The organism is Aureimonas frigidaquae (assembly GCF_001463905.1).
Lineage (GTDB): Bacteria > Pseudomonadota > Alphaproteobacteria > Rhizobiales > Rhizobiaceae > Aureimonas > Aureimonas frigidaquae.
Genome location: NZ_BBWR01000010.1, coordinates 22,853 through 38,695, shown reverse-complemented (window position 1 = coordinate 38,695; position 15,843 = coordinate 22,853). Strand labels below are relative to the sequence as shown.

Sequence of the window (15,843 nt, the reverse complement as noted above, 5' to 3'; positions counted from 1 at the left end):
AACGAGGATAGGATGACCTTCGACCTGATCATCAAGAATGCGACCCTGCCCGATGGGCGCACCCATATGGACGTGGCGGTCGCCGGGGGAGAGATCGCCGCCATTGAGCCGGCCATCACGGCAGAGGCCGGCCGCGTGGTGGAGGCGGATGGATGTCTGCTGGCCCCACCCTTCGTCGATGTTCACTTCCATCTGGACGCCACCCTGTCGGTCGGCCAGCCCCGCTTCAATCATTCCGGCACGCTTCTGGAAGGTATCCAGCTCTGGGGCGAACAGCGTCCGCTGCGCACCGTCGATGCCGTGGTCGAGCGGGCAATGCGCTATTGCGACCTGGCCGTGGCGCAGGGGCTCCTCGCAATCCGGACCCATGTCGACGTGTGCGACGAGGGCCTGGTCGGGGTCGAGGCGCTGCTGCATGTCCGCGATATGGTCAAGGACAGGATCGACCTGCAGCTCGTCGCCTTCCCGCAGGATGGCTACTTCCGCGCACCCACGGCCGCCGCCAATCTGGTGCGCGCGCTGGACATGGGCGTCGACATTGTCGGCGGCATTCCGCATTTCGAGCGGACCATGGCAGACGGTCAGCGCTCGGTCGTCGAACTCTGCACGCTTGCGGCGGCGCGCGGCCTGAAAGTGGATATTCACTGCGACGAGACCGACGATCCGCATTCGCGCCATGTCGAGACGCTCGCCGCCGAGACCATCCGTCTGGGCCTCCGGGGGCAGGTCGCCGCATCGCATCTGACCTCGATGCACTCGATGGACAATTATTATGCCAGCAAGCTCATTCCGCTCATCGCGGAAGCCGGGTTGCATTGCATCGCGAACCCCCTGGCCAATTTGAACCTGCAGGGCCGATCGGACAGCTACCCCAAGCGCCGCGGGCTGATGCGCATCCCCGAACTGCGGGCGCAGGGCGTCAATGTTGCGTTGGCGCAGGACTCCTGCATGGACCCCTGGTACGTGCTCGGCAATGCCGACATGCTGGATGTGGCCCATATGGCCACGCACGCTGCGCACATGATCGGCCTGAACGATATCCGCTATACCTTCGACGCGGTCACGACCCATGCCGCGGATGCCTTCGGCCTGGAGCGCTACGGGCTGAAACCGGGTTGCCATGCCGACTTCGTCCTACTGGACGCGCCAAGCCCGATCGATGCCGTGCGCCTGCGGGCCGACCGACTCCTGGTGGTGCGACGCGGACGCATCCTGGCAGAAACGCCCGCCCGCCGGACGCGCCTATACCTGGACAACCGCCCGGAAACGGTTTCGATCGCCAAGTTCGCACCCATTTGGCCCGGTCCCAACGAGCGCCAGTGACGCCGTAATTGTACGCATTCTGTGCAAATTGACTTTTGCACAGAATGCGACCAGCGTCGGGGAAGGGGGTGTCATGGATCTGCGCCAGCTTCGCTACTTCGTCGAGATCGCCGATGTCGGCAATTTTTCCCGCGCGGCGGAAACTCTGCGGATCGCACAGCCGTCCCTCAGCCAGCAGATGCGCAATCTGGAGGATGAGCTCGGCGCCGAACTCCTGGTGCGCCATGCCCGCGGCGCGGCGCTGACGGAACTCGGCCGCCAGTTCTACGACCATGCGCGCAAGATCCTGAACGGCGTGGACAGGGCGCGCGAAGCCATCCAGTCCCGCGCGGGAAACCCGACCGGGCGCGTCTGTGTGGGGCTGCCGACGTCGGCGGCCCGGAACCTTTCGCTGCCGCTCTACCGCGCGCTCGCATCGCGCCACCCCAACATCGTCCTGCATATGGTGGAGGCGATGTCGGGCTATCTCGACGATTTCGTCCAGGCGGGGCGGCTGGATGTGGCGCTGCTCTACGATCATCGGGCCTTCGAGACCGTCGCCTGGACGGAGACGATGTCGGAGGATCTGATGCTTTTCGTCCCGCGGCACAGCCCGCTGGCGCGGCGCGCTTCGATCAGCTTCGACCGGGTTTTCGATCTGCCCCTGGTGCTGCCCGGCCGGCCGCATGTGCTGCGCGGCCTGGTCGAGCGCCTCGCCGCCCGGCACGATATCGTGCCCGCCGCACTGGATTGCGACAGCCTGCCGGCCATTGCCCGACTGGTCGCAGAGGAAGGCCATTGCACGATCATGCCGCATTTCGCCTTCCTGTCGGAACTGGAGCGGGGTGAGATGGCGGCGGTGCGCATTGTCGACCCGACGCCCTCCTGGCGCCTTTCCGTCGTCGTGTCCCGGCGTACCATGAACCCGCAAGGCAGCGACGTGGTGGCGCGCTGCCTTGCCGATGTGATCGCCGGGCTGGTTGCCTCCGGCACCTGGCAGGCGCGGCTGAAGGAGGGCGGGTCGTCCGCACAGACGGGGCCCGCACCGCTCAGCACGCTGGCTGCCACGCTCTAGCGCGCCGTCGCCATGGCGATGACGAGGCCCGTCGCTGCCGCGATCAGGAGATAGTCGTTGCCGGCCCGCACCCATTGCTGGCCCCGGGACGGCGCCCGCAGCTTGTAGCGCCGGTGATCGACACGCTGGTAGCGTTGCCAGTTCTGCACGCGCTGACCTTTGCGCAGATGGTGGCGCGGCGGCCCGGCGCGCTGTGGCTCCATGCGCTGGGGCGCATGGAAACGCGGCTGGCTATGATGGTAGCCGTGGCGCGGCCCGTCATGGCGGCTTTGCGCCTGCGCCTGGGCCATGGGGGCGGCCAGCATGGAGAGGGCCGACACGGCGATCAGAAGACGTTTGAACATGGCTGCGTTCCTTTGTTCCGGTGATGCAACAATCGTCGCCGGCACATGAACGGGAACTGAATTGTCGTGTTTCGAAATGTATCCGTTGATGTTAGACTGTATCCTGACAAAAAACGGGGAGAATATTGACCTTCGATTATTATGGGGGACGAAAGTATTAAGAGCGCAATGTCAGGCGGTCCGTCTCATCATGTCTCAGCGGGTTGGAACGCATCCGCCATGAACGGATTGCGGTTGTTCACTGTTTCGGAGAACACCGATGAACGACCGTTTGAAAATGCAGGATCCGCGCGTCCAGTACCCGCAGCCGCCCTTTCCAAAGCAACCGCAATCCGCCCCCGGTATCGCCGCCAGGATGGAGCCGACACCCGATCATGGGGAGGTCAGCTACACCGGCAGCGGCAGGCTCGCCGGTCGCAAGGCGCTCATCACCGGCGGTGACAGCGGGATCGGCCGTGCGGCGGCCATCGCCTATGCGCGGGAAGGCGCGGATGTCGCGATTGCCTATCTGCCGTCGGAGGAAGCCGATGCCCAGGAGGTGATCGGCCTGATCGAGGCGGAGGGCCGGACGGCGCTGGCCTTGCCCGGCGACATAACAGATGAAAACTGGGCGCGCGAACTCGTCGCCAAGGCCGTTGCGGGCCTGGGCGGCTTGGACATCCTCGTCGTCAATGCCGGGCGCCAGCAGTTCCGGAACGATATTTCGGAGCTGTCGTCGGCCGATTTCGACAAGACGATGAAGACGAACCTCTACGCGCTTCACTGGATCAGCCAGGCGGCTGTCCCGCACCTGCCGGCCGGGGCGTCCGTCATCACCACGGCCTCGGTGCAGGCCTATGAGCCGTCCGATTTCCTGCTCGACTATGCGACCACCAAGGCGGGCATCGTCGCCTATACCAAGGCCCTGGCCAAGCAACTGATCGAGAAAGGCATTCGCGCCAACGTCGTCGCGCCGGGCCCGTTCTGGACGGTTCTGCAGCCCAGTGGCGGGCAGCCGCAGGAAAAGGTCGAAAATTTCGGTGGCCACAGCGCCTTCGGCCGTCCCGGTCAGCCGGTGGAGATCGCCCCCGTTTACGTGCTCCTCGCCAGCCAGGAGGGCAGCTACATCACCGGCGAGGTCTTCGGCGTCACCGGCGGCGCCGGGATCGCCTGACGGCCGTGCCATCATGATCCGTCGAAGGGTGGGGGCGCCGGCCCCCAGCCTCCGATGTGTGCTTTGGTCTACCGGCCACATCGAATGCCGCAACAGATATCTTCGGCTTGGCGCTGGAGAAGTAAGCGATACAGGATTTCAAGTATAAACCGTTCAAGATTGGAACGGCCGGCGGGATCGATACCAACGGCTTTTCGTCAATTGTTTCGTAGGGCATTACCGGGCCGGGCGGGTTGGTCAAGCTGGGCGACGGCACGCTGACGCTGACCGGGACGAACACCTATGCCGGCAATACGCTGGTCGATAGCGGAACCCTGTCCATCGGGGCGGGCGGTACGTCCGGCTCCATCGTCGGCAATGTCCAGATCAATCCGGACGCGGCCCTGGCCTTCAACCGCGCCGACAATGTGCGCTTCGGCGGCGGCCTGTCGGGCATGGGCGACCTGGTGCAGGTCGGACCGGTCCGACTGGACCTGACGGGGAGTGCCGGCAACGGCTTCAACGGCGATCTCTACGTACAGGGCGGTACCCTCGGTCTGATCGACGGAGCGACGCTCAACCCCGCCAATACCTATGTCGGCCAGTCGCCGGACGGTTCTGCCGGCACGGGCACGCTGGTTCTGTCCACCGGCGCGGTGTTGACGACGCCTGGAGATTTCATCGTCGGCCCGGTGCCCGCCTCCAGCGGAACGGTGGTGATCGGCAGTCTGGACGGAACGGCTCCGGTTGCGCCGGGCTCCATCAACACGCCGACGCTCACCTTAAGTCCCGGCGATGCGCGGCTGGTTTTCAACCATTCCAGCAGCAGCTACCAGTTCGACTCGCAGGCCCCGCAAACGGGAGTCGGCACCATTGTCGGCGATGGTGCGATCGACGTGCTGGCCGGACGCACGATCCTCAACGCAGCCCATGCCGGCTTTACCGGCTTTGCGCAGATCGCGGGCGGCGTGCTGCAGGTGAACGGGCTCCTCGGGGGCACGCTGGACGTGCTGCCCGGTGGCCGCCTGGAAGGCAACGGCTTTGTCGGCCCGACCATCAATGCGGGCACTGTCGCGCCGGGTACCTCCATCGGAACGCTCACCATTCTGGGCGACTATGTCGGCGCCGGCGGCATCCTGGAGAACGAGGTCGTGCTGGGCGACGACGCCTCGCCGACGGATCTTCTCATCATCACCGGCGACAGCACTGGCACGACGCGCGTCAACGTCATCAACCTCGGCGGCGGAGGTGGCGTGACGGATCAGGGCATCCGCATCGTGCGGGTGGACGGGGCTTCGCCCGGCACCTTCTCGCTCATTCCCGATTACGTCGCCCCGACGGGCGAGGCGGCGGTGATCGGCGGCGCCTATGCCTACGGTCTTTACCAGGGAAGCCCTGCCGCACCCGCCGATGGCGACTGGTATCTGCGCACCATCGTCAACCCACCGGTGGTTCCGCCCCTCACGCCGATCGATCCGGCTCTCCCCTTTGGGCCGGTGTACCAGCCCGGCGTGCCACTCTATGAGGCCTATCCGCAGGTGCTGATGAGCCTGAACCGCGTACCGACGCTGGAACAGCGCAAGGGCAACCGGGTCTGGTCGGGTACCGCTGACCCGCAGCCCTTCGCCAAGGGTGCGCTGTCGGCGACCGCACCGGACGACATCCTGGACGGCACCGGGGCCTGGGGTCGCATCGAAGGCTCGCGCATCGTGGCCGATCCGGCCGTGTCCACGAGCTTCAGCGATTACGACATCGATCTGTGGCGTCTGCAGGCCGGGTACGACTTCGATGTGGCCAGCTTTGCCGACGGATCGAGCCTGATCGGCGGTATCAACGTCCATTATGGCCGTGCCGATGCCGGCATCACCTCGCCCTATGGCACCGGCTCCGTCGATGCGACCGGCTACGGCGTCGGTGGCACATTGACCTGGTACGGTCAGAACGGCCTCTATGTCGACGGTCAGGCGCAGGCGACCTGGTACGACAGCGACATCTATTCCGATACGCTGCACGTTCAGGAAGCGAACGGCAACAACGGCTTCGGTTACGCCCTCAGCATCGAGGCCGGAAAGGCCATCGACATCGCCTACCAGTGGACGCTCACGCCGCAGGCGCAGCTCGTCTACTCAAATGTCGACTTCGATACGTTCGACGATGCCTTCGGAGCCACCGTCCGCCGCCTCGGCGGCGACAGCCTGAACGGACGTCTCGGCCTGTCCATCGATCACGAACGCAGCTGGCAGAGCAGCGCGGGCGATACGCGGCGACTGAAGGGCTATGCCCTGGCCAACCTCTATTACGAGTTCCTCGACGGAACCGAGGTCGGTGTCGGCTCGGCCACCTTCGCCTCACGCGAGGACCGGCTGTGGGGCGGGCTGGGCCTCGGCGCCAGCTACAACTGGGCCAACGACGCCTATTCGCTCTATGGCGAGCTCGGCGCGCGCAGCGCGATCGAGAGCTTTGGAGACGCATACACGCTCGACGGCACCATCGGCTTCAAGGCGCGTTTCTGACGACAAAGCCTTGTTGCCCACCGATCGGCGCCTGTTCCGGCCGGGCCATCACGGCCCGGTTCCCGGCGCAGGCGTCGAACGGAAATCCCATGTCGCGCGGACGCGCGAGCTTCGGCGCACACCGCTGACAGCGGTGGAGCGCCGGCTGCGTTTTGATGCAAAGGCAAACTGGAAGTTTTGTATTGCCGGTCGGCTCGGGAAGGCCTGATGCGTCTAGGCCCGAGCTTGGTGATCCCAGTTGGATTCGAACCAACGACCCCCAGATTAGGAATCTGGTGCTCTATCCTGCTGAGCTATGGGACCAGCCGGGGCGCACAATAGGGGATCGGGGCCGGGGTTGCCAGAGGCAAAGCGCCAGGGTCAGTTCTCGTTGAACAGGGCGAAGGCGCGGCCGGTGGCGATGGTGATGGCGACAGGGCCGGCAGCCTCGTTGGACTGGGTCAGGACCGAGCCGAAGGGCAAGGTGACGGCGTCGAGCGGCCATTTGGCGCCGCGGATCGTCAGGCCCGTGACCTCGCCGAAGCGGCAGATGGAAAACTGCGTTCCGGGGCTCGCCTCGTGATGGAGCGTCTGGCCCGGTGTCAGGGGAAAAGCCCGCTCGCGGCCGTCGAACATCACGAGCCTGTCGAAGCCGTGTGCGCGATCCAGTGCCAGGACGAGGTTGGAGAAGACGTGGTCGGTGCGCGGCCCGCCCAGCGCGCCGAGGATGAGGAGGTCGCGGCAGCCGCGCTCCGTGGCGGCTGTCAGCGCCGCGGCGCCATCGGTTTCGGCCTTGTCGCGCGGCAGGGTCCGGCGCTCGACGCCGGGAAAGCGGGCCAGGAGATCCGGCGGTGCGGAATCGAGATCGCCGACGATGAGGTCGGGCGCAAGGCTTAAGCTCAGCGCGTGGCGCAGCCCGCCATCGGCGGCGATGACATGCCGCCCGGCCACCTCCGCGCGCAGGCGCGGCGTCGGCTCGATCGGGCCGGCCAGAAGCACCACGCAGGCCGTATTCATCCGCTTCTCCCACCGTGACATCGCATCATCGAAATCCGGGATGCAGTGTTTCCACCGCCGCTGCAAATAGGGTAGACTTTACGCTCACTCACGGGGTGCCCTGACGAGAGGGCTGAGAGGCTAGACGCCAACCCGCCGAACCTGATCCGGCTCGTACCGGCGGAGGGATGGGAGTTCAAGCGCCTATGCGCCCTTGCGCTTTCATGTCGTCCGGAACCGATGGAAGCATTCATGCGCGCGCGCAACCTCGTCGTCGCCCTCTCCCTCCTTCTGCCGGCGGCCGGCGGCCCTGCGCTCGCGGCCGACAAGCCCGTGCTGACGGTCTACACCTATGACAGCTTTATTCCCGAATGGGGGCCCGGCCCGCGGGTCAAAGAGGGTTTCGAGGCGATCTGCGATTGCGAGCTGCGCTTCGTCGGCCTGGACGACGGCGTCGGAATCCTGAACCGCCTGCGCCTGGAAGGCGAGGGGACGCAGGCCGATGTCGCGCTCGGCATGACGACGGACCTCATCCCCGAATTGCGGGCGACCGGACTGTTCGCCGCCTCCGGCATCGACCTCTCCGTGCTCGACCTGCCCATTGCCTATGAAGACCCGGATTTCGTCCCCTTCGACTATGCGCCGCTCGCCTTCATTTACGATACGCAAGCCATCTCAACCCCGCCGACATCCCTCGACGCGCTGGTGACGGGGCCTGCGGACCAGAAGATCGTCATCATGGACCCGCGCAGCTCGACGCCGGGCCTCGGCCTTCTCCTCTGGATGAAGTCCGTCTACGGCGATCAGGCAGCCGATAAGTGGCGCGAACTCAGCCGGCGCATCCTGACGGTTACCCCTGGCTGGAGCGAGGCATACGGGCTCTTCACCAATGGCGAAGCGCCCATCGTCCTGTCCTATACGACCTCGCCCGCCTATCACATGATCGAAGAGGGTTCGGAGCGCTACCAGGCCGCCGCATTCTCCGAAGGGCACTATCTGCAGGTCGAGATCGCGGGCGTTTTGAAGACGTCCGACCACCCCGAACTCGCGCGACGGTTCCTCGACTATATGATCTCGCCGCAGGTTCAGGCCTTCATTCCCACGACCAACTGGACCCTGCCCGTGCGCGCGCTGGCCGAACCGCTGCCGGAGGCCTTCTCGCGGCTGGTGGTGCCGTCGCACGCGCTGACCATCGCCCCGGAGGAGGTGGCTGCCAACCGGCAGGCCTGGACGCAGGAATGGCTTCAGGCCATCGGGCGCTGAGGCCTTTGCCGTCCGTGCCGCGCCGGCACATGAGGCACGCCCTGACTGCCGGCTCCTGGCCCCGCATGGCCGCCGGGGCCGCGGGGCTGGCCTGCCTGGTGCTCATCCTCGGCGCGCCGTTCCTCGTGCTGCCGCTCGCCACCGGGTCGATGCCCTCGCTCGACGTGCTGGCCGATCCCTACCTTCTCGGGGTCCTGCGCTTCACGCTGATGCAGGCGGCCCTGTCGGCGCTTCTGTCGGCGCTGTTCGGCATACCGCTGGCGCTCGCATTGCATCGGACGCAGTTTTTCGGGCGGCACATGCTGCTGCGGCTGTTCCTCCTGCCGCAGGCGCTGCCGACCCTCGTGGCGGCGCTGGGCATCCTGGCCGTCTTCGGCCGGTCCGGCCTTCTGTCGCAGGGCCTGGCGGCGCTCGGCCTGCCACGGCTCGACATTTATGGGTTGAGCGGCATCCTCCTGGCGCATGTCTTCTTCAACATGCCGCTGGCCGCGCGCATCGGCTTTGCGGCGCTGTCGGCCGTGCCGAACGAAAGCTGGAAGCTGGCCGGGCAATTGTCGCTCGGGCGCGCCGCGACCTTCCGCATCGTGGAGTGGCCGGCCATCCGTGCCGTCCTGCCTGGCATTCTGACGCTCATCTTCATGCTCTGCGTGACCAGCTTCGCGCTCGTCCTCGTGCTGGGCGGCGGGCCGGCGGCGACGACACTGGAAGTGGCGATCTACCAGTCGCTGCGCTACGATTTCGACCCGGGCCGCGTGATCGCCCTGTCGCTGACGCAGATCGTCGTCGTGGCGCTCGTCCTGGTGCCGGCGAGCCTCTGGACGCGCTCCGCGCCGGCCATGTTCTCGCTCGGGGGCAGGGTGCAGCGCTATGAACGGCCGGGACGCCTGGCGCGCCTGTGCGATATCGCCGTCATCGCGCTCGGCCTCGCCTTCGTGCTCACGCCCTTCGCGGCCATCCTCGCCAATGGGTTGAAGGCGGATCTGGCGGGGCTGCTCATGCAGGCGAGCGTCCACCGGGCCATGGTCACGAGCCTCGTCATCGCCCTTCTGGCGACAGTCTGCGGCCTGGCCCTGTCGATGGCCCTCGTCTTCGGGGCCGCATCGCGCCGCCTGGGGGCCAGCGCTTTCACCATGGCGGGAAGCATCGTCCTGGTGGTTCCGCCGGTGGTGGTGGGCGCCGGCTGGTTCCTCCTGCTGCGCGATGTCGGGGCGGTGTCGCGGCTCGCCCCGGTCATCGTGATCCTGGCCAACGCCGTCATGGCGGTGCCCTTCATGATGCGGATTCTGAAGCCCGCGCTCGACGGCGCAGAGGCGACTCAGCGCCGGCTGGCGCTGCAGCTCGGCCTGTCGGGCATGGCCTATGGGCGCCTTGTCCTGTGGCCGGTGCTGCGGCGGCCGCTCGGCCTTGCGGCGGCATTCGGACTGGCTCTGTCGCTGGGCGATCTCGGCGTCGTGGCGCTGTTCGGCAGCCAGGATCTGGTGACGCTTCCCTATCTTCTCCTGCAGCGCATGGGCAGCTACCGCACCGACGACGCGGCGGGCCTGGCGCTGATCCTGGCGGCGCTCTGCCTGGTCCTGATGATTCTGGCCGAGCGCGGCGCGGGGCGCACGGAACGAGGGTGACAGTGACGATGCCGATTCTCCAACTCGACGCCGTCCGTTTCGCCTATGACGGGCTCGACATGTGCTTCGACCTCGACGTGGCTGAGGGCGCGTGGATCGCCGTCATCGGCCCGAGCGGCGCAGGCAAGTCCACCCTGCTCGATCTCGTGGCCGGCTTCGTCGGCCCGGACAGCGGCAGGATCCTCTATCGCGGGGCGGACATGTCCGGCATGGCGCCATCGGAGCGGCCGGTCAGCCTGGTGTTTCAGGAAAACAACCTCTTCCCGCATTTGACGGCCCTGCAGAACGTTCTTCTGGGGCTGACGACGCGGGCTCGGCCCGGCGCGCCCTTGCGCGCCCGCGCAGAGGAAGCACTCGCCGCGGTCGGCCTTGCCGGCTACGGCCCGCGCCGCCCGGCCGCCATGTCGGGTGGTGAGCGCCAGCGTGTGGCGCTGGCACGGGCCCTGGTGCGCGAGCGCCCGCTTCTGCTCCTGGACGAACCCTTCGCCGCGCTCGGGCCCGGCCTGCGGCAAGACATGCTGGGCCTGATCGGCCAATTGCGCGAAAGGGCGCGGCTGACCATCCTGATGGTGACGCACCAGCCAGAGGACGCGCTCGGCCATGCGGAGCGAATCGTCTTCATCGACAAGGGGCGTGTGGCGCTGGACGGTCCTGTCGCGGAGCTGATGGGGCCGCCGCCGCATCCGCGCCTGGCCGATTACCTGAGTTGAGAGGCCAAGCCTTGCGCTCTCACACTTCCGTCGGAATTGCGCTGCATGCGCATGCGTCGGTTGTTCGGCCGCTGTTGCCCTGCCGCGCTTTCGGTTTGCCACCGGAGCGCGCTATGAAGGGGGCCGGTTGACACACGCCGAAGCGAGGGGACAGTTGCGATCATGACGGCCAGCACGTCGGTTCGGAGTGGCAGGACGGAGCGCCGGGTTCGGCAGGGCAGGCGCGTGGCCGTGCTGGCCGTGCTTCTGGCCGGCCTTGCCGCGTCCGGCTGCACCTCGCTCGGCGCGGGCATGGAGGACATGGCGCAAGGGGCTTCCGGGCCGTCCGGCTTCCTGCCGCAGCAGCGCCAGCCCATCAGCTTCGAGAGCGCCCAACAGAACGATCCGCAATCGTCCATCGGCCGGTCCCAGCACCCGCGGATCCTCGCCGCCTATGGCGGCGCCTATTCCGATCCGCGGCTTGAGCGTTCGCTCGCCGCCATTGTGGGCCGCCTGGCCGCCTACTCGGACGATCCGAACCGCGCCTACTCCATCACCGTTCTCAACTCCCCCAACATCAACGCCTTCGCGCTGCCGGGGGGCTATCTCTACGTGACGCGGGGCCTTCTGGCCCTGGCAAACGATTCGGCCGAAGTCGCGGCCGTGCTGGCCCATGAGATGGGCCATGTCTCGGCCAATCACGGCATTAAGCGCCAGGAGCGCGAGCAGGCGGCCGAGCTGGCCGGGCGCGTCGTGGCCGAAGTCCTGTCCAGTCCGCAGGCCGGACAGGCGGCCCTGGCCAAGGGGCAGCTCAACCTTGCCAGCTTCTCCCGCAATCAGGAGTTGGAGGCTGACGCGCTGGGGATCCGGCATATCGGCCGCGCAGGTTACGACCCCTATTCGGCCGCGCGCTTCCTGGAGGCGATGGAGTCCTTCTCGCGCTTCCGCAACGCCTTCCAGGCGCCCAACGCCGATCTGGATTTTCTGGCCTCGCATCCGGCCTCCGCGCAGCGGATCGATTTCGCCCGGCGGCATGCCGCCGAGTTCGGTCCGGAGGGGACCGGCATTGCCGATCGTGACCGCTACCTGTCGGGCATTGACGGCATGCTCTTCGGCGACACCGCAGCGGAAGGCTATGTGCGTGAGCGCAGCTTCTTCCATCCGGGGCTTGGCATCACCTTCACCGTCCCGCGCGACTTCGTCATCGACAACACGGCCGAGGCGGTGCTGGCGACCGGGCCGGGGGATACGGCGATCCGCTTCGACGGGGTTGCCCTGCCGGAGCGCAGCTCGCTGGACGACTATGTCCGCAGCGGCTGGATCGGCGGGCTCGACGCCAATTCCATCCGCCCCATCCGTGTGGCGGGGCTCGAGGGCGTGACCGCGAGGGCTCAGGGCGGCGCCTATGTGTTCGACATCACGCTGATCCGGGTCGGCGGGCAGGTCTATCGTTTCCTGACGGCCATGCCGGCCAATGCCTCAGACCGTCTGGACGCGGCCGCGCGGCAGATTTCCGACAGTTTCCGGCTCATGTCGCCGGCCGAGCGGCAGAATCTGAAGCCCTTGCGCATCCGCATTGTGACGGCCGGCCTCGGCGATACGGAAGCCTCCATTGCCGGGCGCATGCAGGGCGTGGACCGAAAGGTCGAACTGTTCCGCCTTCTGAACGGGCTGGAAGGCGGGGGCGGCGTGCGCACCGGCACGCGCTACAAGATCATCGCCGAATAGGCGCTTCCCAAGGGTTTCCGGCACCCGATTGCCGGAGCTTTTCGGTCCTGCTCCGTAGCCTGGCATCCGACGACAAGTTGCAGATACAGAAAGGGCGCGGTGTTGAGATACACCGCGCCCTTGATACGATACCTGTCTACGGAGCGTCAGCTCACATAGGCAGCCTGGTCGGGGTTGCGGGCCAGAAGGGCCGCACGCAGCTTTTCCAGCGCGCGCGTCTCGATCTGGCGGACGCGCTCCTTGGAGATGCCGAGCTCACTGCCCAAGGCTTCAAGCGTCGCGCCTTCGTCCTGCAAGCGGCGCTCGCGGATGATGCGCAGCTCACGTTCCGACAGGACATCGAGGGCGTCGGTCAGCCACAACACGCGGCGCTCATCGTCGATGGAGGTCGACACCATCTCATCCGGGAGGGGAGAGTCGGAGACGAGGAAATCCTGGCGGTCGGCGCTGCCGGACTCGTCTTCCATCAAGGGGGCGTTCAGGGAGGAGTCGGGTCCGGACAGGCGGCTGTCCATCAGCGCGACATCGCCGACCGAAACGTTCAGCGCCTGGGCGATTTCCCGGTACATCTCGCTGCTGGCCAGCGCTTCCGAGCCCTGGCTCAACCGCGCCCGAAGGCGGCGCAGGTTGAAGAACAGCGCCTTCTGCGCGGAAGAGGTGCCGCCGCGTACGATGGACCAGTTGCGCAGGATGTAATCCTGAATGGAGGCGCGGATCCACCAGGTCGCATAGGTCGAGAAGCGGACTTCGCGCTCGGGCTCGAAGCGGGCCGCAGCTTCCAGAAGGCCGACATGCCCTTCCTGGATCAGATCGTTCATCGACAGTCCGAAATGGCGGAACTTGGCCGCCATGGAAATGACCAGGCGCATATGAGCGGCAGTCATGCGGTGCAGGGCGGCCTGATCGTGGCTCTCCTTCCAGCGAACCGCGAGCTGATATTCTTCGTCCCTCTGGAGATAGGGTGCAGCCATGGCAGCACGGATCATGAGGCGGCCTGCGGACTGGGATTTCATGTCGGAGCCTTTCGCTGAAATCTGACAGTTCGTCGCGCAAGGCCGGACACATCCCCCTCACCCTACGCACGGTTACAACCGCACGCGCGCCGGTTGGTTCCGGGGGGTGAAGATAATTTTTGCTCAGATAGATCAGCGCGCAGCGCCGGCAAGGGCTATGTCCAGCGCGGCAGGACGCCGCGGCCCGAACGAAAGTCCAGTTCTGCGATCCACGCAAAAGAAAAGCCGGTCGAAACGACCGGCCTTCTGACTGCTTCTGACTGTAGGAGAGACGATCAGGCGGCTTCGTCGGCCTCGATCTCGTCTTCGTCGTTCTCGGCGACCTTGCCGCGCTTCGGGCTCTTGTTGAGGTTCACCTCGATCAGGCGGATCGCCTCAGTCTCCGATACCTCGTTCACGGCGGCGAGTTCGCGCGCCATGCGGCCGAGCGCGGCCTCATAGAGCTGACGCTCGGAATAGGACTGTTCCGGCTGGCTTTCGGCACGATACAGATCACGGACGACCTCGGCGATGGAGATGAGATCGCCCGAATTGATCTTGGCATCGTATTCCTGGGCGCGGCGGCTCCACATGGTGCGCTTGACGCGCGCGCGGCCCTGCACGACCTTCAGCGCCCGCTCGACGAAATCGGTTTCCGACAGCTTGCGCATGCCGACCGCTTCCGCCTTCGCGACCGGCACCTTCAGCCGCATCTTGTCCTTCTCGAAGTCGATGACGAAGAGTTCGAGCTTCATCCCCGCAACGGTCTGTTCCTCGATCGCAACGATCTGGCCGACGCCGTGAGCAGGGTAAACGATGCTTTCGCCGGTCTTGAAGCCTTGACGCTGGGAGGTCTTCTTCTGAATGCTCATACGCCTGATAAAACTCCCTGTTGTGCGCGGCCGCGAGTGCCGCTATGCACGGGGACGACATGGAGAGTCGCCGGATTTGAAGCGCGTGCCATCCTGTGATGATACGCCAGCCTGGACCTTCCATGGGCACCTATAGGCCAAAGCGGTCATGTCCAGTTCGGGAACCGGCTGAGTACGACCACGGCTGACGAAGAAGCGCCTTTCGGAAGTGCCGCGAAAGCCGGGTCAAGTAGCTTGACGGAAGCCAGCATTCGACTGTTGCGAAAATAATACCCTATTGGCGGCGAAAACTCAAGGTATTTGCGTGGGATGAGTCCGACATGACATGTGGACAGGCAACCTCCGGTTGCCTGTTGCAGGGCTTTGCCGAAATGTCAGTCGCCCTATGCGCGGGTGACCCGGCATTGCAGTGCGCGGACGGGACAGAATGCGTCAGCGCCCTCCCGGCCGATCCGGCCGGGGCGGTTCCATGAGCGGGGCGGCGCTGGCGCCGGGCCGCCTCAGTCCCCGGAGCCGGCCTCCGGCGAGAAGAACTTGTCGAGCTTGTCCTCGACGCCATCCATGTCCTTCGCATCGGCCGGCGCATCGCGCTTGATCGTGATGTTGGGCCACTTGTCGGCATATTCGGCATTGAGCTTGAGCCACTTGTCGAGGCCGGGCTCCGTATCGGGCTTGATGGCCTCGGCCGGGCATTCGGGCTCGCAGACGCCGCAATCGATGCATTCATCGGGATGGATGACGAGCATGTTCTCGCCCTCATAGAAGCAATCGACGGGACAGACCTCCACGCAATCGGTGTACTTGCAGCGGATGCAGTTGTCGGTCACGACGTAGGTCATTGAACCTATTCCCGGGGCTGAACGGCAGTGGAGGCGATCGACTGCCGGGCGCGATTGCAGGATAGCCCACAGCCCCGCAACGGCGGAGGAGAGCTTCTCGTGCCGGGAGGTAGACCCTCACCGTGTGCGTTGCAAGAGCAAAGGATACTGTGTTTGTGGCTCAGGCTGACAAACTGTTCTCCGGCTCGTCATCGACTGCCGGCGCCAGATCCGGCAGGGGAGCCGACAGATCGGCGTAGAGGAGCGCGGCCTCGCTGGCCGGGCCGCGTCTCACCCCCGGCGACATGACCTGCAACACCCGCACGGCATGATCCAGGCGAATGGTCAGCACATCGCCCGGGCGGACGATCCGGGCACTGTGCTGCACCTTCTCACGATTAACCCGGACGGCCCCGGACAGAGCCAGCTTCTGGGCGAGGCTGCGGGATTTCACGACGCGGGCGAAATACAGCCACTTATCGATCCGCTGCTCACCCGCCGCCATGCGCCCCGCAACC

14 protein-coding genes, 1 tRNA gene and 1 riboswitch are annotated in these 15,843 nt (G+C 66.1%); of the genes, 8 read left to right on the top strand and 7 right to left on the bottom strand.

Going from position 1 to position 15,843, the window contains the following annotated elements; genetic code table 11:
- The first annotated feature begins 12 nt into the window (after positions 1-12).
- Together AUL30_RS10880 and AUL30_RS10875 are read left to right on the top strand one after the other, a co-directional pair.
- On the top strand, positions 13-1,323 hold the full coding sequence (locus tag AUL30_RS10880) for a cytosine deaminase (RefSeq protein WP_062227918.1): 1,311 nt from the start codon (positions 13-15) through the stop codon (positions 1,321-1,323).
- A 73-nt stretch (positions 1,324-1,396) separates the two neighbouring features.
- Positions 1,397-2,377 carry a LysR family transcriptional regulator gene (locus tag AUL30_RS10875; RefSeq protein WP_062227917.1) on the top strand — a complete coding sequence of 327 codons (981 nt, stop codon included), beginning with the start codon at positions 1,397-1,399 and terminating at the stop codon, positions 2,375-2,377.
- Here the strand turns inward: AUL30_RS10875 and AUL30_RS10870 are convergent.
- Positions 2,374-2,721 carry an RcnB family protein gene (locus AUL30_RS10870; RefSeq protein WP_062227916.1) on the bottom strand — a complete coding sequence of 116 codons (348 nt, stop codon included), beginning with the start codon at positions 2,719-2,721 and terminating at the stop codon, positions 2,374-2,376. The genes AUL30_RS10875 and AUL30_RS10870 overlap by 4 nt on opposite strands.
- Positions 2,722-2,980: 259 nt before the next feature.
- Here AUL30_RS10870 and AUL30_RS10865 point away from each other — a divergent pair, with 259 nt between their 5' ends.
- Together AUL30_RS10865 and AUL30_RS10860 are read left to right on the top strand one after the other, a co-directional pair.
- Positions 2,981-3,874: an SDR family oxidoreductase gene (locus tag AUL30_RS10865; protein ID WP_062227915.1), complete on the top strand. Its 894-nt coding sequence runs from the start codon at positions 2,981-2,983 to the stop codon at positions 3,872-3,874.
- Between the two features lie 233 nt (positions 3,875-4,107).
- Positions 4,108-6,366: an autotransporter family protein gene (locus AUL30_RS10860; protein WP_062227914.1), complete on the top strand. Its 2,259-nt coding sequence runs from the start codon at positions 4,108-4,110 to the stop codon at positions 6,364-6,366.
- A gap of 226 nt (positions 6,367-6,592) precedes the next feature.
- Here the strand turns inward: AUL30_RS10860 and AUL30_RS10855 are convergent.
- Positions 6,593-6,669: transfer RNA gene (locus tag AUL30_RS10855), tRNA-Arg, on the bottom strand.
- 57 nt (positions 6,670-6,726) lie between these two features.
- Positions 6,727-7,362 (bottom strand): thiamine diphosphokinase, encoded by a 636-nt coding sequence (locus tag AUL30_RS10850; RefSeq protein WP_157070084.1) that lies wholly within the window; start codon positions 7,360-7,362, stop codon positions 6,727-6,729.
- A gap of 81 nt (positions 7,363-7,443) precedes the next feature.
- Positions 7,444-7,547: riboswitch (TPP riboswitch) on the top strand.
- A 46-nt stretch (positions 7,548-7,593) separates the two neighbouring features.
- Between AUL30_RS10850 and thiB the strand changes: the two genes are divergently transcribed.
- The 4 genes from thiB (at position 7,594) to AUL30_RS10830 (ending at position 12,643) form a co-directional block, all read left to right on the top strand.
- Positions 7,594-8,604 (top strand): thiamine ABC transporter substrate binding subunit, encoded by a 1,011-nt coding sequence (thiB, locus tag AUL30_RS10845; RefSeq protein ID WP_062228035.1) that lies wholly within the window; start codon positions 7,594-7,596, stop codon positions 8,602-8,604.
- Positions 8,605-8,609: 5 nt separating this feature from the next.
- Positions 8,610-10,226 (top strand): thiamine/thiamine pyrophosphate ABC transporter permease ThiP, encoded by a 1,617-nt coding sequence (locus AUL30_RS10840; RefSeq protein ID WP_407638280.1) that lies wholly within the window; start codon positions 8,610-8,612, stop codon positions 10,224-10,226.
- A gap of 8 nt (positions 10,227-10,234) precedes the next feature.
- Entirely contained in the window at positions 10,235-10,936 is a 702-nt protein-coding gene (locus tag AUL30_RS10835; protein WP_062227912.1) for a thiamine ABC transporter ATP-binding protein, read from the top strand.
- A gap of 291 nt (positions 10,937-11,227) precedes the next feature.
- Positions 11,228-12,643, top strand: a complete 1,416-nt coding sequence (locus AUL30_RS10830; protein WP_407638279.1) for a M48 family metalloprotease — start codon at positions 11,228-11,230, stop codon at positions 12,641-12,643.
- A gap of 146 nt (positions 12,644-12,789) precedes the next feature.
- On the opposite strand, the gene AUL30_RS10825 is transcribed toward AUL30_RS10830, so the two are convergent.
- The 4 genes from AUL30_RS10825 to AUL30_RS10810 all read right to left on the bottom strand — a co-directional run bounded on the left by AUL30_RS10825 (position 12,790) and on the right by AUL30_RS10810 (position 15,830).
- On the bottom strand, positions 12,790-13,656 hold the full coding sequence (locus tag AUL30_RS10825; protein ID WP_062227910.1) for an RNA polymerase factor sigma-32: 867 nt from the start codon (positions 13,654-13,656) through the stop codon (positions 12,790-12,792).
- Positions 13,657-13,931: 275 nt separating this feature from the next.
- Positions 13,932-14,507 (bottom strand): CarD family transcriptional regulator, encoded by a 576-nt coding sequence (locus AUL30_RS10820; protein WP_062227909.1) that lies wholly within the window; start codon positions 14,505-14,507, stop codon positions 13,932-13,934.
- Positions 14,508-15,007: 500 nt separating this feature from the next.
- The gene (gene fdxA / locus AUL30_RS10815; protein WP_062227908.1) at positions 15,008-15,346 is read right to left on the bottom strand and encodes a ferredoxin FdxA; all 339 of its coding nucleotides are present in this window, start codon (positions 15,344-15,346) and stop codon (positions 15,008-15,010) included.
- 160 nt (positions 15,347-15,506) lie between these two features.
- Positions 15,507-15,830, bottom strand: coding sequence for an RNA-binding S4 domain-containing protein (locus AUL30_RS10810; protein ID WP_062227907.1), 324 nt, complete (start codon positions 15,828-15,830; stop codon positions 15,507-15,509).
- Positions 15,831-15,843 lie beyond the last annotated feature (13 nt).